The sequence below is a fragment of the Flintibacter faecis genome, assembly GCF_014287875.1.
Classification (GTDB): domain Bacteria; phylum Bacillota; class Clostridia; order Oscillospirales; family Oscillospiraceae; genus Lawsonibacter; species Lawsonibacter faecis_A.
Genome location: NZ_JACOPN010000003.1, coordinates 199,567 through 220,726 on the forward strand (window position 1 = coordinate 199,567; position 21,160 = coordinate 220,726).

Sequence of the window (21,160 nt, forward strand, 5' to 3'; positions counted from 1 at the left end):
TAAAAGCAAGGGCAGGAGATCATATTGATCCCCTGCCCGCCGACGCAAGAGGAAGGACACTATCCAGATGATTGCTACATCCGAGATTCGTATTTCGGTATTGGTGAACAAGGACGATGCAAACCGCGCCATCAAAGTGGTGCACGATAAGTTCTTCGGCAACGAGGACTGACCGATCGGTCTTTCCTTTTTTGAAGCAGCGTGTTATACTACGGAAAATAGTGTAACGCGCTGCTTTTTTTCAGCAGGCGGAAGGAGTTGGAAACGATGATCTATCACTGCGAGGATCACACCTGTAATTATTGGGATGAAGGCGAAAAGCTGCCGGAACGCTGTCCGCAGTGCGGCCGGAAATTGCTGCGCGCCAACGAGGCCGATATGACCGGAGATGATTGGACGGCTTTAGGCAACACCCTTTGGGATGCAGAGGCATCGGATAAAAAGCGCATGGTGGATTGTTTTCGGAAAGCTGCATATCTCGGCAGCGCATGGGGCGTATGCAATCTGGGCATCTGCATGGAGCAGGGAAACGGCGTGGAGGCGGATCCGGTTCAGGCTTTTTGGCTTTATCAGCAGGCGGTGGAAATGGGGAGCCTGAATGCGGTGTGCTGCTTGGGCGTGTGCTATCAATACGGCATCGGCACGGCTCCGGACGCGAAACAGGCTGCCGAGTTATACTGCAAGGCGGCGGAATACGGTTCGCCCCGCGGACAGATGCTGCTCGCCCACGCCTTCCACGACGGGATCGGCGTGGAAGCCGACGCTGCCGAGGCCGTGTACTGGGTGCGCGCGGCGGCGTATCAGCGTTACGGTGAAGGTATGCACCGGCTGGGCGTATGCTATGAATACGGCGACGGCGTGGAGCAAAACTGGGAGCGTGCTGTGCATTGGTTCCGCGAGGCGGCAGAGAGTGGCGTGAGCGCGGCAATGGCGGATCTGGGATACTGCTATGAAAAGGGCTGCGGCGTGGAACAGAGTTGGGAGCAGGCCTTTTCCTGGTATCGCAGAGGTGCGGAGTGCGGCGATCCGGTTAGCATGTGCAATCTTGGCTGGTGCTATAAAATGGGATATGGCGTGGAGCAGAATTGCCAGGAAGCCATAAAATGGTATGAGCAGGGCGCACAGTGTGGCGATTTGCAATCCATGCATAATCTGGCACGCTGCTACGAGCGCGGCGAAGGCGTGGAACAGAACGAAGACAGGGCGCTTTACTGGTATCGCCGCAGTGCCGAAGGCGGCCACGGCGGTGCCATGTGCAATCTTGGCTGGTGCTATAAAAGGGGATATGGCGTGGAGCAGAATTTGCAGGAAGCCGTAAAATGGTATGAGCAGGGCGCACAGTGTGGCAATTTGCAATCCATGCATAATCTGGCATGCTGCTACGAGCGCGGCGAAGGCGTGGAACAGAACGAAGACAGGGCGTTTTACTGGTATCGCCGCAGTGCCGAAGGCGGCAACGGCGATTCTATGTGCAATCTTGGCCGGTGCTATAAAAGGGGATATGGCGTGGAGCAGAATTGGCAGGAAGCCATAAAATGGTATGAGCAGGGCGCACAGTGTGGCAATTTGCAATCCATGCATAATCTGGCATGCTGCTACGAGCGCGGCGAAGGCGTGGAACAAAATATGACGGAAGCGATCCGTTGGTATACTGCTGCCGCCGAGGGCGGAAATGCTGATGACATGTATAATCTCGGCTGGCAGTACGACCACGGCGAAGGCGTGGAACAGGATATGAAAAAGGCAATTTGCTGGTACGAACGAGCAGCAGAGCAGAACCACCCGGCTGCCATGAATAGCCTGGGCGAATGTTATGCGATGGGACGGGGCGTGCCGCGGGATTTGGAAACGGCCATGGAATGGTATCGCCGCGCGGCGGAGCTGGGCGAAGCCATGGCGGATTACAACATGGGATGGCATTTGGAGCAGGCAGGGAAGCTGTCTGAGGCGTATGCCCATTACCGCAAAGCTGCCGATGGGAATGACGACAGCGCCTGGTGGGCGTTGGGGCGTTTTTATGAAAACGGCGTCGTCGTTGCGCAGGACGGAAAGGAAGCGCGCCGCTGCTATGAAACTGGCGAGAAATTGGGCAGTGTGAAATGCAAAATGCGCTTGGCGCGCTGCAAGCTTTTGGGTATCGGTGGCCGCAGGGCAAAGAATGCCGGTTTGGATCTATGCCGTCAGGCGTTGGAATTGGCAAAGGAGAGCAGCGAAAAAGAGGATTACGGCTATGAAGCCGAAATGAATCTTTTGCGGCGTACCATTGCGGAAAACGAATCATAAAGGACGAAAAAAGGGACGCTTCGGCGCAATGTCATGATGCCGGGGTCAAAAGTATAGGAAATTTCTGAAAATGGAATAATTCGCAGCCAACCTTACCACCCCCAAATCTATTGTGTTATAATGGTTATAGATTTGGGGGTGGTAAGGTTTATGTCATTTAAAGTAAACAGCAGCCAGCAAATATCTTTCAATGACAGTGTATTTTCACTTACTGCTCGCGAAAAAAAGGCACTTGATGATGCTCCAGACAGGACAGGGTCTTGCGAACATAGCCCACCATGGCGTTCATCTTTTCTTTCTCGATGAGGATGATGGAGAACCCCTTGCGGCCCGCCACGCCGGTGACCGGGTTTTCGTGGAGGACATTCTCAGAGCGGATCCAGGTGCCTGCCGCTTCGGGGTGGAAGGTATTGCAGATGTGGATGGGGATACCGGCGTCCCAGGCGGGGCGGACAGCGTCCTCGTGCAGCACAGTCGCGCCCTGGTAGGTCATCTCCTGCAGCTCCGCATAGGTGATGGCGGGAATGGTGACAGCCTGTGATACGATGCGGGGATCGGCGGTCAGCATACCATCCACGTCCGTCCAGTTTTCATAGACATCCGCGCCCATGGCGGCGGCTACCAAAGCGCCGGAAATATCGCTGCCGCCGCGGCTGAAGGTGTGCACCTGCCCGTCCGGCATGGCACCATAATATCCGGGCAGCACCGCGTGCTCCAATCCCCCCAGTTTCTCCTGAAGCGCCTGCTTCGTGCGGCGGCGATCCAACCGTCCCTTTTCATCGAAAAAGACGCAGAACTCGGTATCCACAAAGGGCCAGTCCAGATAGGCGGCCATGATCCGCGCGGAGAGATACTCACCGCAGGATGCCATGTAGTCCGCGTTGTGGGGCTCATTTCTCATCTCCGCGTAATCCGCAGACAGGTCCAGCGTGATGCCCAGTTCACGGATGATCTCCTCAAAGCGTTCCTCAATGGGGAGAAAATCCCTGGGGGCACCGGAGGATTGGAAGCGGATGAGCATATCGGTGATCTTAATGTCCTCCGAAAACCGCTTTCCGGGAGCGGAGACCACCACAAAGCGGCGTTCCGGGTTTGAGCGAATGATCTCGGCAGCGTGACGGATGTGCTGCGCGTCCGCCAGAGACGTGCCGCCAAACTTAACGGTAATCATGTAGCTTTTCCTTCTTTCGTTTCAGGCAGTGGATTTAGCGGCCCAGCCGCGTTTTGAAATCATGATACCCAAATGTGCGGATATTTTCAATTATGCCATTTTCACGAACTACCCAGATAGAGGGCAGAGACATCCCGTTGAAAGTGTTGTTTTTACAGGTGGTGTAGATCGCCATGTCGCCGAACACCAGGCGATCGCCCTCCCGCAGCGGCGCGTCAAAGCTGTAATCGCCGATAACATCTCCGGGCGGGTGATATGGTGTCCGCCGCCAAAGTTCAGCCACTTCATATTCGGCAGGATGTCTCCGAATTTCTTCGCCACGGCATCCAGGGTGGTCTCCAGCGCATCGGAATCCTGCTCGCAGAGGGTGTGGAAATGCAGTCCGTCCAGCAGCTCCACCAGTGATGGCGTCATGTGCGCATCCCACTGGGCGCGGGTGGTTCCCAAACGGCTGCCCGGCGCACAGGGGTCGTAAATCTCATGACCTTCCTGGGTGGAACATTCCGGATTGATGCGTAATCCTACGCTTTTGCCGGCCGCCCTGGCGGCGGGGCCGAACCGTGCGCCGGGGCGGAAAGAGGTGGTGGAGTCAAAGGGAGCGCCAAAGAGAACGATGGAAGAATCCTCATAGCTGGCGTCGCAGCCGATAAAGGTTTCAATGTTTCGTTTCAAGGCCATTACGCTTCTACATCCACAAGCATATCCTCCAGGAAGGCCGGAAGCGCAAAGGCACCCACGTGCAATCTGGGGGTGTAGTAGCGGGTCCGCAGGTTCAGGGCGGACCAATTTTCAGCATTCAGGTCGTTGATGGGGTGGTATTTTTTGCTGGCAAAGCCAAACAGCCAGTAGCCCGCCGCGTAGGTGGGGATGTGGGCCTGATAGACCTTGCTGATGGGGAACGTGTTCACGATACGCTTGTGGCTGCGCTGCATGGCCTCGGCATCCTCGGCATAGAAGGGGCTGCCTTGCTGGTTGATGACCAGCGACCTGGACTATACCATCCGGGAGAAGGTGGATGCCATCAACCGGACCCTGGCCCACCAGAACGACGGTCTGCCCCAGGTATCCCTCAGCGCGGGCGCAGCCTTCTCTGACCGGTCCGCCCCTACAGGAACCATTTCCCAGAATGCAGACCAGGCCCTGTATCACCAGAAGAACAACGGAAGGGCCGGGTGCAGTTTCTATCAAAAATGACCCTTGCCTTTTCCCTGATAGAATGGTATTTTATTGTGAGCCGGGATGAAACGCCCGGGAATCTTATGAAAAGGCTGGTGACAGCGTTGAAAATAACCGAGCTCTATGACCTCTCCCACACTGCGGCGGGGGACTATCTGGCCGGGTTCACCTATCCCTGGCAGGCCCTGGAGGGGCTGAAGGACTTCATTCTGGCCCTGGGGCCCAAGCTGCCCAAGGAGGAATACGAGGAACGGGAGCCCAATGTGTGGGTCCACAAGAGCGCGAAGGTCTTTCCCTCTGCCTATTTGGGTGCCCCCTGCATCATCGGACCGGACACCGAGGTCCGCCACTGCGCCTTCATCCGGGGCAGCGCGCTCGTCGGCGCGGGCTGCGTGGTGGGCAACTCTGTGGAGCTGAAAAACGTCATCCTGTTCGACGGGGTGCAGACCCCCCACTATAACTATGTGGGTGACTCCATTCTGGGCTATAAGAGCCACATGGGGGCGGGCTCCATCACCTCTAACGTGAAGTCGGACAAGACCCTGGTGGTCATCCACGACCAGATGGCTCCGGTGGAGACCGGGCGAAAAAAAGTGGGCGCGTTTTTGGGCGACCATGTAGAGGTCGGCTGCAACAGTGTGCTCAACCCCGGCACGGTCATTGGCCGCAACAGCAGCGTCTATCCCGTCTCCTGCGTCCGGGGTGTCATCCCAGCCAACAGCATCTGCAAGTCCGGCGGGGTGGTCGTCCCCAAGCAGTAACAAAATTGGTCCCGGCCGCGGCTGGGGCCGATTTTTGTATTCCGTGGCCATCGGCAATGGACTTTGACTGGGTTTTGGTGTATACTTCGGTTTGAAATCAGGCGTGATGAGCGAAAAAACGGCTCATCCCGTTGTATCACTTTAAAAATTCGGGAATAACATCCTAAGAAAGGGGAAATTACTATGAAAGAGCCTATGAAGAACATTGCCAAGGGCGATGCCCTGATCCTGAAGGAGCAGGTGGACTATCAGCCCGGCCAGGTGGTCAGCAAGACCCTGGCCCAGAACGATGCCGTCAGCGTGACTCTGTTCTCCTTCGACAAGGGGGAGGAGATCAGCACCCACCAGTCCGAGGGCGATGCCTTCGTCACCTGCCTGGACGGCGTGGGCCGCATCACCATCGACGGCAAGGACTCCATCCTTCAGGAGGGCGAGTCTATCGTCATGCCCGCCGGTCACCCCCATGCGGTGTTCGGCGAGGAGCAGTTCAAGATGCTGCTGGTGGTGGTGTTCTGACGGGGTCTCCCGCGCATTCACCGAAAAGAGGGGCCGCTGGGGACAGCGGCCCCTTTGTGATCTCTATTTTCTACTTTTCAGAGGAGGGGCAACACCATGGAACAGGAGATGTTTTGTTTTCAATGTGAGCAGGCGGCGAACTGTGCCGGCTGCACTGGGCGGGCCGGCGTGTGCGGCAAGACATCGGAGACAGCCCGGCTACAGGACCGGCTCACCGGGGCCCTGATCGGCCTGGCCCGGGCCTCCAACGGGGAGGCACATCTGGCGGAGGATGTCTGCCGTCTGATGATCCGGGCCCTGTTCGCCACGCTGACCAACGTGAATTTCGACCCCCAGGCCCTGGGGCAGCTCATCGACCTGGTCCACCGGGAGCAGGAGCGGCTGGTCCCCGGCTGCGCCGTCTGCAGTGCGCCCTGCGGCAGGGCGGAGGACTATGACATGACCCGGCTGTGGAATGCGCCCGAAGACATCCGCAGTTTAAAGTCCCTGGTGCTCTTCGGCCTCCGGGGCATGGCTGCCTACGCCTACCACGCCATGGTCCTGGATTTTTGGGACGACGAGGTAGGCCAGTTCTTCCGCCGGGCCCTGTTCGCCCTGGGGGAGGACTGGGGCATGGACGACCTGCTGCCCCTGGCTCTGGAGGTGGGCGAGCAGAATCTGGCCTGTATGGCCCTGCTGGACCGGGCCAACACCCACGCCTTCGGCACCCCAGAGCCCGCCCAGGTGTCCATGGTGGTGGAGCCGGGGCCCTTCATCGTGGTCTCCGGCCATGACCTGCTGGACCTGAAGCTGCTCCTGGACCAGACAGCGGGGACAGGGGTCAGCGTCTACACCCACGGGGAGATGCTGCCCGCCCACGGCTATCCCAACCTGCGGGCCTATCCCCACCTGAAGGGCAACTTCGGCACCGCCTGGCAGAATCAGCAGCAGGAGTTTGATGCCATCCCCGCCCCCGTCCTGTTCACCACCAACTGCCTGATGCCGCCCAGGGGGAGCTATGCAGACCGGGTGTTCACCACCGGGACGGTGGGCTATCCCGGCATGGTCCACATCGGGGCAGACCGGGATTTCTCCCCCGTCATCCAAAAGGCCCTGGAGCTGGGGGGCTATGCCAACCGGCGGCAGCTGTCCGGCATCAACGGCGGCACCACCCTGACCACCGGCTTTGCCCATGGGGCCGTTCTCGCCCGGGCGGACCAGATCGTGGAGGCGGTGAAATCGGGGGCAATCCGGCATTTCTTCCTGGTGGGCGGCTGCGATGGAGCCAGACCGGGCCGGAACTACTACACGGAGTTCGTCAAGCTCACCCCGCCGGACACGGTGGTGCTCACCCTGGCCTGCGGCAAGTTCCGTTTCAACGACCTGGACCTGGGAACGGTGGCCGGGCTGCCCCGGCTCATGGATGTAGGCCAGTGCAACGATGCCTACAGCGCCATTCAGATCGCCCTGGCCCTGGCCAATGTCTTTGGCTGCGGAGTGAACGAGCTGCCGCTGTCTATGGTACTGTCCTGGTATGAGCAGAAGGCGGTGTGTATCCTGCTGACCCTGCTGCACCTGGGCATCCAAAACATCCGCCTGGGTCCCACCCTGCCCGCCTTTCTCTCTCCCAACGTGCTCGCTTACCTGGCCGAGCACTATCACATCGCTCCCATCACCACCCCGGAGCGGGACCTGATGGCCATGCTGGGGGAGTGACCCGGCTCCCAATGCCCGCGCCCGGAGCGTTCTTCCCCGGGCGCGGGATTTTCTTATTGGTCAGTGTGTTTTAAAAATTGGATTTTTCTGTCACATTTCACGCCGTGAAAAATTTTTCGGGAAATTTAAAAAAAGTTGTTGACAACCCGGAGTCTTTCTGGTATGATACTCATTGTTCCGAGCGAACGGGCCACAAAAGCCCACAACAAAACATGGGGGTATAGCTCAGCTGGGAGAGCGCTTGAATGGCATTCAAGAGGTCAGCGGTTCGATCCCGCTTATCTCCACCAAACCAAGATGATCCGAACCTTTTCCCGTTAGGGAAACGGGTTCGGATTTATCGTTTATGTCACTGATTCAAGGAGGACGAACGTATGCTCAAAAAGATCAGGATCATTCTCAGCGTCATTTCGATCATACTCAATCTTGCACTGATCGTGATGATCGTAAACCACCAGGAAGAGGAAGCATGATCGGATAGACACGGGGCGGATCAAATTTTCCCTACCGCATGGTTTTCCCGTTTGCAGAAGATTCCGGCCGCAGCGAGAGCTGCGGTCTTCTTTTTTTGTAACAAAAAACACTCAGATTCTTGGTCGGTTTTTCTGTGATTTTGTCTATTACCGACCGGGATATTTCTTGCAGAATCAGAGGGGTTCTGTTATATTTATGATAAAGACTTCATTGGCTGGTGAATTATGCTCTTTTCTGCCGGCCATTGTGGGAAGAGAGGATACCGCCATGGAACTTCAGCCGTCGCTGACCGTATCGCAAAAGCTGACGCTTACCCCCGCCATGCGTCAAGCCCTGCGCTGTCTTCAGCTGCCCATCCCGGAGCTGTCTGAGCTGCTCCAGGAGGAGGCTCTGTCCAACCCCCTGCTCAACGCCGAGCCCCCGGAGCACACCGCCAGAGAGACCCTGTCCGCCCCCGAGATCCGGGAGGACAGCATCTGGCGCGTGGGCGGCCAGCGGGACCCGGAGGAGGACCGCACCGACCACGAGCCCCGTGTGGCCCAGGAGCAGACCTTTCAGGAGTATCTGCACAAGCAGCTGGGCCAGAACCGGCTGATCGACAGCCATCTGCGGGCCCTGTGTGACTATCTGGTGGGCTGTCTGGACAGCCGGGGCTATCTGGACTGCCCCATCCCCCAGCTGGCCCAGGAGCTGGGCTGTCCCCTGTCCGATCTGGAACAGGCCCTATTCGCCGTGCAGATGCTGGACCCCCCTGGCGTGGGGGCCCGGAACCTGTCTGAGTGTCTGATCCTGCAGCTGGCCCAGGGGCCCTATTTCAACGCCCTCACCGTGGCCATCGCCAGGGACGGTCTGGACCTGCTGGCCGCCCAGGACTATAAGGGCCTGTGCAAAAAGCTGGGAGCCAAGCGGGGGGAGGTGGACCTGGCCTGCCAGGCCATCCGCTCCCTGAACCCCATTCCCTCCCGGGGTTTCTCCAGCGGCGCGCCCCTGTCTCTCTCCATTCCCGATGCCGCCATCCGCTGTGAGCAGGGACACATCATCATCGAGGTGGATCACCACGCCCTGCCCAAGCTGTCCATCAACCAAGATTATGCCGACATGCTCCACAAGAGCGACGATCCGGCGGTGCAGGACTACATCAAGGAGCAGCTGGGCCGGGCCCGGGCCATGATCGGCAACCTCCAGGGCCGCTATGACACCCTCACCCGTCTGCTGGCCGCCCTGACGGCGGCCCAGCCCGACTACTTCCTCCACGGCGGCGACCTGAAACCCCTGACCATGCAGCAACTGGCCCAGGGCATGGGGGTCAGCGTGTCCACCGTCAGCCGGACCGTACAGAACAAGTCCGTGCTGTTCAACGGCCTGGTAGTCCCCCTGCGCAGCTTCTTCACCGCCCCCGCCCGCACAGACGGACAGGTATCCTCCCAGGCGGTGAAGCAGCGCATCCAGCGCTTCATCCAGGCAGAGGACCCCACCGCCCCTCTGTCCGACGACGCCGTGTGCGCCGCCCTCAGCGCCGCCGGCATCAACATCTCCCGGCGGACGGCGGCCAAATACCGCACTGCTCTGGGTATCCCGCCCGCCTCAGCCAGAAAAGCTAGGAGTTAGGAAGCTAGGAGTTAGGAGTTAGGAGTTAGGAGTTAGGAGTGATGAGTTAAAAGTTAAACTCATCACTCATGAGACTGTCAAAAAAGCCTGTCATTGCGAGGAGGCCCAACGGGCCGACGTGGCAATCCGTTCCTAACCCCCATGATTATCAGCATATTTCCGGTTTTAAGTTACGGATTCCCACGTCGCTTCGCTCCTCGGAATGACAGAAACGGGTTTATTGACACGCTGAGGAGTGATGCGTTAAAAGTTAAACTCATCACTCATCTCTCATCACTCCTAACTCTTGCATCGCCAGCCAGGTGTGCAGGGCGGCACCCAGGGGCAGCACGTCCTCGTTGAAGACCACAGCGGGGTTGTGCATGGGCCGCCCGAAGCGGGGGTCCTCCTGAGCCGTGCCCGCCCCCAGCAGCAGATAGGCACAGGGCAGTTCGTAGGTATAGGAGGCAAAATCCTCCGAGCCCATGCCCCCCTGGTCCAGCCGAAGCACCCGGTCCGGTCCGGCGACCTCCTCCGCCCAGCGGGCCGCCTGGTCCATCAGGGCCGGGTCGTTGCGCAGGGGCGGGGCCGAGGCAAGCTCCTCCACCAGGGCGCTGCCCCGAAAGGCCGCCGCCACCGACTCTGCCACCTGGCGGATGCGCTCCATGAGCTGCTCAGACAGCTCCCGGTCAAAGGTGCGGATGGTCCCCTCCAGCACCGCCCGGTCCGGGATGACGTTGGGCAGCTCTCCCGCCTGGAACCGGCCTACGGTGACGACGGCGGGGCTTTTGGCCGGGACCTCCCGGCTGACCAGCTCCTGCAGGGCCAGATAGATGTGGGCGGCAATGTTGATGGGGTCCACCCCCGTCTCGGGCATGGCCCCGTGGCAGCCCTTTCCCGTCACGGTGACGCGGAAGAGGGTACACCCGGCCATAAACGTCCCCCGCCCGCACAGCACCATGCCGGAGGGCGTGCCCGAATTTACATGCAGGGCGATGGCCGCCTGGGGTCTGGGCGCCTCCAGAACTCCCGCCTTCAGCATGGCCTTCGCTCCGGTGAAGCCCTCCTCGTCGGGCTGGAACACCAGCTTTACCGTGCCGTTTAACTGCGCCTGATACTTGCGCAGCAGGGCCGCCGCACCCAGCAGCATGGCCGCGTGCATGTCGTGGCCGCATGCGTGCATGGCCCCGTTGTCCGACTGAAAGTCCAACCCGCTCTGCTCCCGCCCCGCCAGGGCATCCATGTCCGCCCGCAGCAGGACACACCGGCCCGTGTCTTTCCCGGTGATGGCGGCCACCAGGCCGCCGCCCAGAGCCTGGGTCTGATAGCCCAGCTTTTTCAGTTCCCCGGCAATATAGGCCGCCGTGCGTGGCAGATCCTGACCCACCTCCGGGCAGCGGTGGATGGTCCGGCGGTGGGCTAGGATGGTCTCCCGCTCCTCCTGAGCGGCAGCCAACACGTCCCGGGCCGTAAGTTTTTGTTTCATAGGTCAGTTCCCCTTTCTTCTGTTTGGAATGGCTGAAAGATATTGTACCACATTTTCCCCCTTTACAACAGCGCAGAAGCAAAATCATCAGGAGGTCCTCTTTGTGACGATAGAAGCTTTTTATGCCGCTGTAGGCGGCGATTACCAGGCGACCCTGCGGCGGCTGATGGTCCCGGAGATCGTGGAGACCTTCGCTGTCCGCTATGCCCAGGACACCACCGTGGACCGGCTCCACCGGGCCTTGGAGGCGGGGGATGCCGAGCGCGCCTTCCGCACCGCCCACTCCCTGCGGGGACTGGCCCAGAACCTCGGCTTTGAGCGGCTGTATCAGGCAGCCGCCGTTTTGACAGAGGCCCTGCGCCCCAGACGGCTGCCCGTCTCCCCTGCCCTGCTTGCGGCGGTGGATGCGGCCCATCGACAGGTGACGGAAGCCGTCGCCGCCTATGCCAAGGCTTAACGCAAAGCCCAGCCTCTCATTCCCTCCACCTGGGAGGAAGGGGCTGATCTTATCGATAAAGGAGACCACGGAGTGCATATCTTGTCTGCCGCGCTCAGCACACTGAGCGCCTCTCCCACTGCGGGGCTGCTGCTGGCCGGGGAACTGGCCGCTGCCGCCTGGATGGTGGAGCGATTCGCCCGCCAGACCATAAAAATCCGAAAGCAGGATCAAGCCCTGGCCTATGAGCGGATCTTCTCCCGCTCCCTGTCCCGGCTGGATCACGAGGTCTATCTGCTCCTGCGCCGCAGCGACACCTTTCCCCTGTACGTCGCCGGGGACCTGCCCGGACTCACCGGACTGACCCTGGAGGATATGCAGCGGGACATCGCCTGCTTCTTCCAGCTGATGAGCGCCGCCGATGCCAAGACCCTGCGCCGGATGCTGGAGGAGTGGGACCGCAGCGCCCCCCTGCGCCTGACCTTTTACAGCAAATGGGGGGACCGATGGCTGGAGCTGTGCGCGCTGCCTGCGGAGAACAGCCACTACACCATGCTGAACCTGCGGGATGTGTCCACCCTGCGCCAGCGACAGGAGGAGATGGCCCGGCAGCTGGAGGAGGCCCAGGCGGCCAGCCGATCCAAAACAGAGTTTCTCTCCCGCATGAGCCACGAGATCCGCACCCCCATCAACGGCATCAACGGCCTGATGACCCTGACCCGCACCCGCCTGGGCGGCTCCAACCCGGAGGCGGAGGAATATCTCACCCGGGCAGAGGACCTGTCCCAGCATCTGCTGTCCGTCATCAACGATATTCTGGACCTGTCCCGCATTGAGACGGGAAAGACCGAACTGGAGCAGAAAAGCTTCGATCTTTACGCCCTGGGCGATCAGCTGCGCAGCATGTTCCAGAAAACTGTGGAGGCCAAGGGACTGCGTTTTCACCTGGAATTTAAAAACTTTACCGTCCGCTATGTGGTGGGCGATCAACTGCGTATCACACAAATACTGTTGAATTTCCTATCCAACGCGGTAAAATTTACCAGCCATGGTGAGATATCCGTCACCTTCCGCCAGATGATGCGCACAGATGACACGGTCAGCTTCCTGGTGGCCGTAAAAGACACCGGTAAAGGCATGGACCCCAAATTCATCACTTCCATTTTCCGCCCCTTCCAGCAGGAGAACGCCTCCATTGCCAAGACATACGGCGGCTCCGGTCTGGGCATGGCCATCACCGACCAACTGGTACGGCTGATGGGGGGCGAGATCATGGTGGACAGCATGCCCGGACGGGGCAGCACGTTCACCGTATACCTTCACCTGCCCATGGGGGACAGCCCCGCCCTCGTGGCAGAGCAGAAGGAGGAGACCGACGACTTCTCCTTTGAAGGCCGCCGCATCCTCATGGCCGAGGACAACGAGACCAACGCCGAGATCGCCGTGTCCATTCTGGAGGAGGTCCACGGGGCCCACGTGGAAGTGGCCCACAACGGCCGGGAGGCGGTGGACATGTTCTCCGCTCACCCGGCGGGCTATTACGACTTCATCCTCATGGACGTGCAGATGCCCGTGATGGATGGCCGCACCGCCGCCCGGACCATCCGCGCCCTGCCCCGGCCCGATGCCAAGACGGAGCTGATCTTCGCCCTGTCTGCCGACGCCTTCTCAGAGGACGAGCGCCAGTCTGTGGAGGCAGGCATGAACGGTCACTTCTCCAAGCCCGTGAATTATGACGAGCTCCGCCGCTGTGTGGGAACCTTTTTCAAAAGCAGAGAGGACGGTTAAATGTCCAAGCGTTCTAAAAACAGAAAACTGTCCCGCTAGGGAAAAATAGCGGTGCAGACGGCGGCTCTGTCCCCTCCACCCCCGGCGACCCCGGCAGCGTCACCCCCGGCAGGTGCAGCGCACCGTCTCCCTGTCGGAAGACGATGCCTCCATCCAGTCTCAGCCCCAGCAGCCCCTGCCCGCCTATGAGGTACGCACCATGCTCTATTTCGCGGAAAAACTGTGGACCCGGCCCACGGGTCTCTCTCCTGCCAAGCTGGCCCGCACCCGGCTCACTGCGCTGACATTGCTGCCTGGAAAGGCGTAAACAAAATGGGACGGCCCCCGTGATCTCAGATCACAGGGACCGTCCCATTGATTTTTCTTGTTCACTTCGCTTCTTCACATCCGGGCAAGCTTTCGATGGCCGCGATCAGCGCGGCTACCTCCTCGTTCCGGGTGCTCCAGCTGGTGCAGAATCGGATACAGTTGTGCTGCGCGTCCACGGCGTGACTCAGTTCAAAGATGAAGTCTTTCCCCAGCGCCGCCTCCTGCGCCCGGCTCACCACAGCGAACTGCTGGTTGGTGGGGCTGTCCACCCACAGGGGAATACCCGCCTTTTGAAAGGCCGCCTTGATCTCCATGGCCTGGCGGTCCGCCCTCCGGGCCAGGTCGAAGTACAGGCCGTTCTGGAACAGGGTGTAAAATTGCAGGCCCATCAGCCAGCCCTTGGCCAGCACATCCCCCCGCTGCTTCATGCAGGTGCGGAAGTGATCTTGCAGGGCAGGGTTTCCCAGCACCAGGGCCTCCCCGAACAGGGCCCCGCACTTGGTCCCTCCGATGTAAAAGGCATCTGTCAGCCGGGCCAGGTCAGCCAGGGTCACGTCGCAGCCCTCGCTGGCAAGCCAATAGCCCAGTCTGGCCCCATCCAAAAACAGATACAGGCCATACTTTTTACACGCGGCAGACAGCTCCTCCAGCTCCGCCTTGGCATACACCGTGCCAAACTCCGACGGGCTGGAGATATAGGCCAGCTTGGGCTGGGTGAGGTACTCGGGCGCTCCCCCATCCAGATACCTGCGGCAATCCTCCTCCACCGCCCGGGCGGTAAGCTTGCCGTTTTCCGCCGGGACGGCCAGCACCTTGTGCCCGGTGAGCTCAATGGACCCGGCCTCGTGGGCGTTGATGTGTCCCGTGTCCACACTGATCACGCTCTGCCAGGGCCGCAGGGCGGCGGCGATCAGGGTGGCGTTGGTGGGGGTGCCGCCCACGATAAAGTGGACCTGGGCCTTCACGCCACCCAAATGCTTCAGGATCTCCGCCTGAGCCCTCTCACACCATCGGTCCGCCCCATAGCCGGGGTAGCTCTCCTCGTTGTTCTGGGCCAGCGCTTTTAAAATCTCCGGGTGCGCCCCCCGGTTATAGTCGTTATTGAACCGGAACATCGCTCTCTCCTCCGTTTTCTCGTTTGATAGCAACTTGATTATAGCATCTCCCGCACAGCGGCTTCAACCTTTTCCCAGTGGGTTTTATATGTGTTTCACGCTATGAAAAGTTTTTTGAGAAATTTGAAAAAAGTTGTTGACAACTCACGCCTTTTCTGATAAGATACTCATTGTTCCGAGCGAACAGGCCGCAAAAAGCCCACAACAAAATATGGGGGTATAGCTCAGCTGGGAGAGCGCTTGAATGGCATTCAAGAGGTCAGCGGTTCGATCCCGCTTATCTCCACCAACCGGACATCCGACAGGATGTCCGGTTTTTCTTTGTCTCTACACTGGGCAGCCGACCGCCGCTCGATCGTCTGCACCGGATAAAAGCACCCTCCGCCCCCGGCATAAAGCCAGGGCGAAGGGTGCCTGTTTTATATTACGCTATGCTGTTGTTCTGCTTACATGCGCTTCCACACGGCACCGCCGGGCACGTCGGTGACCTCCACGCCCATCTCCTTCAGCTGATCCCGGAGCTGGTCGGCCTTGGCAAAGTCCTTGGCCTTCTTGGCCTGACCCCGGGCCAGGACCAGGGCATCGATGTCTGCGTCGCCTTCTCCGGTGACGGTGTAGTCCCCCTGAGAGGCGGCCGCCTTCTGAGCCTTAGCCAGCTCCTGGCGGCGGGCCTGGGCTTTCTCCAGCAGGGACAGGGACAGCACCCCGTCAAAGCTGCCCAGGATGGCCAGCTTGGTGGCACCGTTGGTCTTGGCCTTCAGGGCATCATACAGGGCGGTGACACCCTGGGCGGTGTTCAGGTCATTGCCCATCTGCTGACGGAACTTATCCTCATACTCCTTCACCACGGCCCGGTCCACTTCCCCGTCCTTGGGGTCCAGGGCAGCGATCTTGCTCACCAGCTTCTGATAGGCCCCGGCGGCGTTGTCCAGGTTCTCCCAGGTAAACACCAGGCCCTTGCGATAATGGCTCTGCAGGCAGAAGAAACGATAAGCCAGGGGATCATAGCCCTTCTCCTCCAGCAGGGAGACGGTCAAAAACTCCCCCTTGGACTTGGACATCTTGCCGGTGGTGGTGTTCAGGTGGTGGACATGGAACCACTGGGGGCACCAGGGGTGGCCCAGATAGCTCTCGGACTGGGCGATCTCGTTGGTGTGGTGGGGGAAAGCGTTGTCGATGCCGCCGCAGTGCAGGTCCAGATACTCGCCGTTATACTTCATGGAGATGCCGGAGCACTCGATGTGCCAGCCGGGGTAACCCACCCCCCAGGGGGAGTCCCACTTCAGGGCCTGATCCTCGAACTTGGACTTGGTGAACCACAGGACGAAGTCGTTCTTGTTGCGCTTGTTCACGTCCTCTTCCACGCCCTCCCGGACGCCCACGGCCAGGTCCTCCTCGTCGTGGGCATTGAAGACATAGTAACGGTCCAGCTTGGAGGTGTCGAAATACACGTTGCCCCCGGCCACATAGGCATAGCCCTTGTCCAGCAGGGCGGAGACGATCTTGATATACTCGTCGATGCAGCCGGTGGCGGGCTGGACCACGGCGGGCCGCTTGATGTTCAGCTTTTGACAGTCCTGGAAAAAGGCGTCGGTGTAATACTGGGCGATCTCCATCACCGTCTTGTGCTCCCGGCGGGCGCCCTTGAGCATCTTGTCCTCGCCGGTGTCTGCGTCGCTGGCCAGGTGGCCCACGTCGGTGATGTTCATCACCCGGTTCACGTCGTACCCGTCGTAGCGCAGGAACTTCTCCAGCACGTCCTCCATGATATAGGAGCGCAGGTTTCCGATGTGGGCAAAGTGGTACACCGTGGGGCCACAGGTGTACATCTCCACATGGCCGGGGGTGTGGGTCTGGAAGGTCTCCTTCTTGTGGGTGGCGGAATTATACAAAAGCATGATATTCTCTCCTTCTTCTGTGGTAACGGGACGCAGCCGTCCGTTTGATCATTTGTTCTGTTTGGCCAGTTGCTGCTCCAGCTGCTCCACCCGTTCTGCCAGGGCGGCCAGCTTCTCCAGGGTGGGGTTCTCCACGCTGGTCTGGTCCACCTCGTCGGCAAAGTGGGTGGTCCGCCCGGCGATACGGACGATCTGGGCGGGGATACCCACGGCGGTGGCATCGTCAGGCACCTCGCTGAGGACCACGGCGTTGGCGGCGATACGGGAATTATCCCCCACTTTAAAGGGACCCAATACCTTGGCCCCGCAGCTGATGAGCACGTTGTTGCCGATGGTTGGGTGGCGCTTGCCCTGGTCCTTGCCCGTGCCGCCCAGGGTCACGCCGTGGTAGATGAGGCAGTCATCCCCCACCTCGGCGGTCTCGCCGATGACGATGCCCATGCCGTGGTCGATGACCAGGCGGCGGCCGATGGTGGCCCCGGGGTGGATCTCAATGCCCGTCCAGAAGCGGCTCCACTGGGATACCCACCGGGCCAGGAACCGCCAGTTCTTACAGTAGAGCCAGTGGGCCACCCGGTGATAAAGCACCGCATGGACGCCCTGGTACAGCAGCAGGATCTCCAGCTTGGACCTGGCGGCCGGGTCCCGGCGCTGATAGGCCTCCAACGTCTCGTTGAGTGTTTTAAACATCTTCGTTTCCTCTCCTTCTCCGGCCACGCCGAAAAAACAAAAACCCCTTACGCCCGCACGGGCATAAGAGGCGACTGAAAACTCGCGGTTCCACTCTCATTTCTCACTTCACTGGCCGCTATCGGGGCCAAGCCGGGGGCCATTACGCCCCGCACTCCCGGACGCACTTCACGCCTTGCCGCCGCAGGCCCCCTTCCAGCCGATGAAAGGCCCTCTCTGTTCTTTGGCCAAACCGCTACTCTTTCCGCTCTGCGTGCTTACATTTTTATTATATTATCATCCCCCGGCGGCGGTGTCAAGTGCCGCAGGCTCTTTTTGCATGAAACAGCCTTTGCACGGCAAAAGCCCGCCGCACGGAAGCTCCATGCGGCGGGCTTGTTGTATGCAGAAAAGATGCTGCAAACAGGCGGCAAATTACTTGGCCAGCTGCTTGGCGATCTCCTCGGCGAAGTTCTCCTGCTTCTTCTCGATGCCCTCGCCCTTCTCGAAGCGGACAGCGGCCTTCAGCTTGATGGAACCGCCCTGCTCCTTGGCCACCTTGGCCACATACTGCTCCACGCTCATGGAGTTGTCCTTCACGAACTCCTGCTGCAGCAGGCAGTTCTCCTCATAGAACTTGCGCAGCTTGCCGGTGACGATGCCCTGCTTCACCTTGTCGGGCTTGGCAGCCATCTTGGGGTCGTTCTCCATCTGGACCAGCAGGATCTTCTTCTCCTCCTCCAGAGTGGCATCGTCCACCTCGGACTTATCCAGGAAGCGGGGATTCAGAGCCGCGATCTGCATGGCCATGTCCTTGCCCACCTCGGCCACCTGCTCGGGAGCCAGATCGGTGTCCAGGTTGACCAGCACGCCGATCTTGCCGCCGGCGTGGATATAGGGCACGGAGACACCGTCCACATAGAAGGCGAAGCGGCGGACCTTGATGTTCTCGCCGATGACCAGGACCATCTCCTGCTGCTCCTCCTGCACGGTGCGGCCATTGCCGAAGTCGGCGGCCATCAGGGCCTCCAGGTCGGCGGGCTGGACCTTGGCCACAACAGCGGCCACGCCCTTGACGAAGTCCACAAACTTCTCGTTCTTGCCCACGAAGTCGGTCTCGGCGTTGACCTCGACCACCACGCCCACGCCGTCAACCACAGCGGCGTAAGCCATACCCTCGGCGGCGATGCGGCCGGCCTTCTTCTGAGAGGCAGCCAGGCCCCGCTCGCGGAGGAGCTCCACGGCCTTGTCCATGTTGCCCTCGGCCTCGGTCAGGGCCTTCTTGCAGTCCATCATGCCCACGCCGGTCATTTCGCGCAGGGCCTGTACGTCTTTCGCAGTGATCGCCATAATCACATTACCTCCGTTATTTTGGTTTTAAAAAAGGCGCGCCCGGCCCGCGCACGGGCGGGCGCACCTTGGTTTCACAAATCAGATGTGTGCTGAAAATTACTCAGCGGTCTCCTCGGCGGGAGCGGCGGCCTCGTCCTGGCCCTGCTTTCCCTCCTGGATGGCGTTGGCCATGACAGAGGAGATCAGCTTGATGGCGCGGATAGCGTCGTCGTTGCCGGGGATGACGTAGTCGATCTCGTCGGGATCGCAGTTGGTGTCCACGATGGCGACAATGGGGATGTTCAGCTTGCGGGCCTCGTTGATGGCGTTGCGCTCCTTGCGGGGGTCAACGACAAACAGGGCACCGGGCAGCTTCTTCATCTCGGTCACGCCGCCCAGATACTTCTCCAGCTTGGCGATCTCGCCCATGTGCTTCATGACTTCCTTCTTGGGCAGCATGTCGAAGGTGCCGTCCTCCTGCATCTTCTTCAGCTGGTTCAGGCGGTCCACACGGCCGCGCATGGTCTTGAAGTTGGTCAGCATGCCGCCCAGCCAGCGGGCGTTCACCCAGTACATACCCACACGGCCGGCCTCTTCCTTGATGGCCTCCTGAGCCTGCTTCTTGGTGCCGACGAACAGGATGGTCTCGCCCTTCTCGCCCAGCTCGCGGACGAAGTTATAGGCCTCCTCCAGCTTCTTCACGGTCTTCTGCAGGTCGATGATATAGATACCGTTGCGCTCGGTGTAAATGTAGGTGGCCATCTTGGGGTTCCACCGACGGGTCTGGTGGCCGAAGTGAACGCCGGCCTCCAGCAGCTGCTTCATAGATACGACTGCCATGATTGTTTCCTCCTAAATTTCAGTTCAATTCTTCTGGGGGCTTCATATTTCCCGCCAACCCGGCAAGCCGGGCACCGGGCGAAAAATCCACACTCCCACGCATAATGCTTTGATATTCTACCATAGCTCTCCCGGCAATGCAAGGATTTTTTCCCGTTTTCCCGAGATTTATACTATTTATATAAACACAGCATCTCCGCCGCCCGTGTCTCAGACAAAGTGCTCCCGGGCGTACCGCAGCAGCTCCTCCCGAAAGTCCGGGTGGGCGATGGAGGCCATGGCCTCGGCCCGCTCTCTCAGGGACTTGCCGGGCAGGCTGACCACGCCGTATTCCGTGGCCACATACTGGATCATGGTCCGGGGGGCACTCACCGTGCTGCCCGCTGGGATGGCGGGGAGGATGTTGGACTTGCGCTCCCCCTCCTTGGTCACCCGGGAGGAGTTGATGCAGATAAAGCCCTTGCCGCCCTTGGAGCGGAATGCCCCCTCCAGAAAGTCCATCTGCCCGCCGATGCCGGACAGCTGGCGGGTCCCGGCGCTCTCCGCATTCTCCTGGCCCATCAAATCCAGCTGCACCCCGCCGTTGATGCTGATGACGTTGCTCAGTCGGCTGATGCGGTCCACCGAGTGGATGTAGTCCAGATCCCCGGGGTGGAACAGGCCCGGCTCGGCGGAGAGCCAGTCGTACAGCTCCTGACTGCCCATGGCCAGGTTCCAGGCGGACAGACCGGTATCCAGCTCTTTCCGGGCGTTGGTCAGCTTTCCCGCCTTGTAAAGCTCCAAAAACGGGTCACTTATGGTACCGGTGTGGCAGCCCAGGTCCTTCTTGTCCGACTGGGCCAGCATCTTGGCCACGGTGTAGGGCACGCCGCCCACGCCCAGGGACAGCACCGCCCCGTCGGGGATCAGCTCCACCACCCGGCGGGCGATCTCTATATCCGTGGCGCTGGGCTCCCGATAGGAGCGCTGGGGCAGGGGCTCGTGGACCCCCTCCACCACAAAGTCCGCCTCGCTCAGGTGGACCCGGTGGGAGCCGTCCACCCCCTGCAGCCTGGGATAGTGCTCGTTGACCTCAAAGATCACCGTGCGGGCGCTCTGGAAGATGGTCCGCCAGGCGTAGTTGGAGATACCCAGACCGCAATAGCCCTCCCCGTCGGGCCGGGACACAGGGACCACCGCCACGTCACAGCGGATGTGTCCATCCCGATACAGATAGGGCAGCGACCGCAGCACCACCGGCAAAAAGGTCACCAGACCCCGCTTTTGCAGTTTGCGCTCATAGTCGCCGATGTGCCAGCTGTAATAAGAGAAGCTCTCCCCCTCCGGGTCCTGCTCCACGATCTCGATGCGGGGGCGGATGACCAGGCCGCCCCGGACCTTCACGTCTCTCACCTGTCCCTTCCGGGCGGCCAGTGCCCGGTCCACCAGCTCGGGAAAGCCCGCGCCAAAGCCATAGTCCACCCAGTCGCCGGACTGCACCGCCCCGGCGGCCTGTTCCGGCGTGACAAATTTCGTCTGTTTTCCTGCCATGCTCTTGATTCCTTTCTCGCTTGTCTTATTCCGCTCCCCGTCGGGCCGGGCCGCAGACTATCGTGTTCTCTTACTTTACGGTATCTTTCCCCCG

18 protein-coding genes, 2 tRNA genes and 2 pseudogenes are annotated in these 21,160 nt (G+C 60.3%); 12 read left to right on the plus strand and 10 right to left on the minus strand.

All coding sequences use genetic code 11. The annotated features are described in order from the left end of the window. The first annotated feature begins 67 nt into the window (after positions 1-67). Both H8S55_RS14590 and H8S55_RS14340 read left to right on the plus strand, forming a co-directional pair. A complete protein-coding gene (locus H8S55_RS14590; protein ID WP_436233143.1) occupies positions 68-172 on the plus strand; it encodes an ACT domain-containing protein in 105 nt (34 codons plus the stop codon). A gap of 95 nt (positions 173-267) precedes the next feature. Beyond that, entirely contained in the window at positions 268-2,283 is a 2,016-nt protein-coding gene (locus tag H8S55_RS14340; protein ID WP_186878144.1) for an SEL1-like repeat protein, read from the plus strand. Positions 2,284-2,491: 208 nt separating this feature from the next. Here the strand turns inward: H8S55_RS14340 and H8S55_RS05610 are convergent, their stop codons facing one another. From H8S55_RS05610 to H8S55_RS05620, 3 genes and pseudogenes are all read right to left on the minus strand, one after another. Further along, on the minus strand, positions 2,492-3,454 hold the full coding sequence (locus H8S55_RS05610; protein ID WP_186878145.1) for an amino acid kinase family protein: 963 nt from the start codon (positions 3,452-3,454) through the stop codon (positions 2,492-2,494). 34 nt (positions 3,455-3,488) lie between these two features. Beyond that, positions 3,489-4,018: pseudogene (locus tag H8S55_RS05615) on the minus strand (type III PLP-dependent enzyme domain-containing protein); the annotation flags it as partial. A gap of 113 nt (positions 4,019-4,131) precedes the next feature. Continuing rightward, positions 4,132-4,437 (minus strand): annotated as a pseudogene (locus H8S55_RS05620) (spermidine synthase); the annotation flags it as partial. On the opposite strand from H8S55_RS05620, the gene H8S55_RS05625 reads away from it, so the two are divergent. From H8S55_RS05625 to rpoN, 6 genes are all read left to right on the plus strand, one after another. Further along, complete coding sequence (locus H8S55_RS05625; protein ID WP_186878146.1) at positions 4,427-4,648, plus strand: nucleotidyl cyclase domain-containing protein; 222 nt, start codon at positions 4,427-4,429, stop codon at positions 4,646-4,648. The pseudogene H8S55_RS05620 and the gene H8S55_RS05625 overlap by 11 nt on opposite strands. Before the next feature lie 65 nt (positions 4,649-4,713). After that, positions 4,714-5,391, plus strand: a complete 678-nt coding sequence (locus tag H8S55_RS05630; protein WP_147560958.1) for an acyltransferase — start codon at positions 4,714-4,716, stop codon at positions 5,389-5,391. Positions 5,392-5,574: 183 nt separating this feature from the next. After that, complete coding sequence (locus tag H8S55_RS05635; RefSeq protein WP_186878147.1) at positions 5,575-5,907, plus strand: cupin domain-containing protein; 333 nt, start codon at positions 5,575-5,577, stop codon at positions 5,905-5,907. Positions 5,908-6,003: 96 nt separating this feature from the next. Continuing rightward, positions 6,004-7,602, plus strand: coding sequence for a hydroxylamine reductase (gene hcp, locus H8S55_RS05640; RefSeq protein ID WP_186878148.1), 1,599 nt, complete (start codon positions 6,004-6,006; stop codon positions 7,600-7,602). 214 nt (positions 7,603-7,816) lie between these two features. Further along, positions 7,817-7,892: transfer RNA gene (locus tag H8S55_RS05645), tRNA-Ala, on the plus strand. A 451-nt stretch (positions 7,893-8,343) separates the two neighbouring features. Further along, the gene (rpoN, locus tag H8S55_RS05650) at positions 8,344-9,684 is read left to right on the plus strand and encodes an RNA polymerase factor sigma-54 (protein WP_186878149.1); all 1,341 of its coding nucleotides are present in this window, start codon (positions 8,344-8,346) and stop codon (positions 9,682-9,684) included. 259 nt (positions 9,685-9,943) lie between these two features. On the opposite strand, the gene H8S55_RS05655 is transcribed toward rpoN, so the two are convergent. Next, positions 9,944-11,149: a M20 metallopeptidase family protein gene (locus H8S55_RS05655; protein ID WP_186878150.1), complete on the minus strand. Its 1,206-nt coding sequence runs from the start codon at positions 11,147-11,149 to the stop codon at positions 9,944-9,946. A gap of 103 nt (positions 11,150-11,252) precedes the next feature. On the opposite strand from H8S55_RS05655, the gene H8S55_RS05660 reads away from it, so the two are divergent. The 3 genes from H8S55_RS05660 to H8S55_RS05670 all read left to right on the plus strand — a co-directional run bounded on the left by H8S55_RS05660 (position 11,253) and on the right by H8S55_RS05670 (position 13,680). Continuing rightward, on the plus strand, positions 11,253-11,606 hold the full coding sequence (locus H8S55_RS05660) for an Hpt domain-containing protein (protein ID WP_186878151.1): 354 nt from the start codon (positions 11,253-11,255) through the stop codon (positions 11,604-11,606). Between the two features lie 72 nt (positions 11,607-11,678). Further along, a complete protein-coding gene (locus tag H8S55_RS05665; RefSeq protein ID WP_186878152.1) occupies positions 11,679-13,373 on the plus strand; it encodes an ATP-binding protein in 1,695 nt (564 codons plus the stop codon). A 112-nt stretch (positions 13,374-13,485) separates the two neighbouring features. Further along, positions 13,486-13,680, plus strand: a complete 195-nt coding sequence (locus H8S55_RS05670) for a hypothetical protein (RefSeq protein WP_186878153.1) — start codon at positions 13,486-13,488, stop codon at positions 13,678-13,680. A 61-nt stretch (positions 13,681-13,741) separates the two neighbouring features. Here the strand turns inward: H8S55_RS05670 and H8S55_RS05675 are convergent, their stop codons facing one another. Then, complete coding sequence (locus H8S55_RS05675; protein ID WP_186878154.1) at positions 13,742-14,797, minus strand: threonine aldolase family protein; 1,056 nt, start codon at positions 14,795-14,797, stop codon at positions 13,742-13,744. A gap of 213 nt (positions 14,798-15,010) precedes the next feature. Between H8S55_RS05675 and H8S55_RS05680 the strand changes: the two genes are divergently transcribed. Next, a tRNA-Ala gene (locus H8S55_RS05680) sits at positions 15,011-15,086 on the plus strand. A gap of 157 nt (positions 15,087-15,243) precedes the next feature. Here H8S55_RS05680 and cysS read toward each other — a convergent pair. From cysS to H8S55_RS05705, 5 genes are all read right to left on the minus strand, one after another. Next, the gene (cysS, locus tag H8S55_RS05685; RefSeq protein WP_186878155.1) at positions 15,244-16,695 is read right to left on the minus strand and encodes a cysteine--tRNA ligase; all 1,452 of its coding nucleotides are present in this window, start codon (positions 16,693-16,695) and stop codon (positions 15,244-15,246) included. A 48-nt stretch (positions 16,696-16,743) separates the two neighbouring features. Continuing rightward, positions 16,744-17,385, minus strand: coding sequence for a serine O-acetyltransferase EpsC (gene epsC / locus H8S55_RS05690; protein ID WP_186878156.1), 642 nt, complete (start codon positions 17,383-17,385; stop codon positions 16,744-16,746). A gap of 414 nt (positions 17,386-17,799) precedes the next feature. Then, complete coding sequence (gene tsf / locus H8S55_RS05695; protein WP_186878157.1) at positions 17,800-18,714, minus strand: translation elongation factor Ts; 915 nt, start codon at positions 18,712-18,714, stop codon at positions 17,800-17,802. Positions 18,715-18,813: 99 nt separating this feature from the next. After that, on the minus strand, positions 18,814-19,536 hold the full coding sequence (rpsB, locus tag H8S55_RS05700; protein ID WP_147560937.1) for a 30S ribosomal protein S2: 723 nt from the start codon (positions 19,534-19,536) through the stop codon (positions 18,814-18,816). Between the two features lie 210 nt (positions 19,537-19,746). Then, the gene (locus tag H8S55_RS05705) at positions 19,747-21,066 is read right to left on the minus strand and encodes an acetyl-CoA hydrolase/transferase family protein (protein WP_186878158.1); all 1,320 of its coding nucleotides are present in this window, start codon (positions 21,064-21,066) and stop codon (positions 19,747-19,749) included. Between the last annotated feature and the right edge of the window lie 94 nt (positions 21,067-21,160).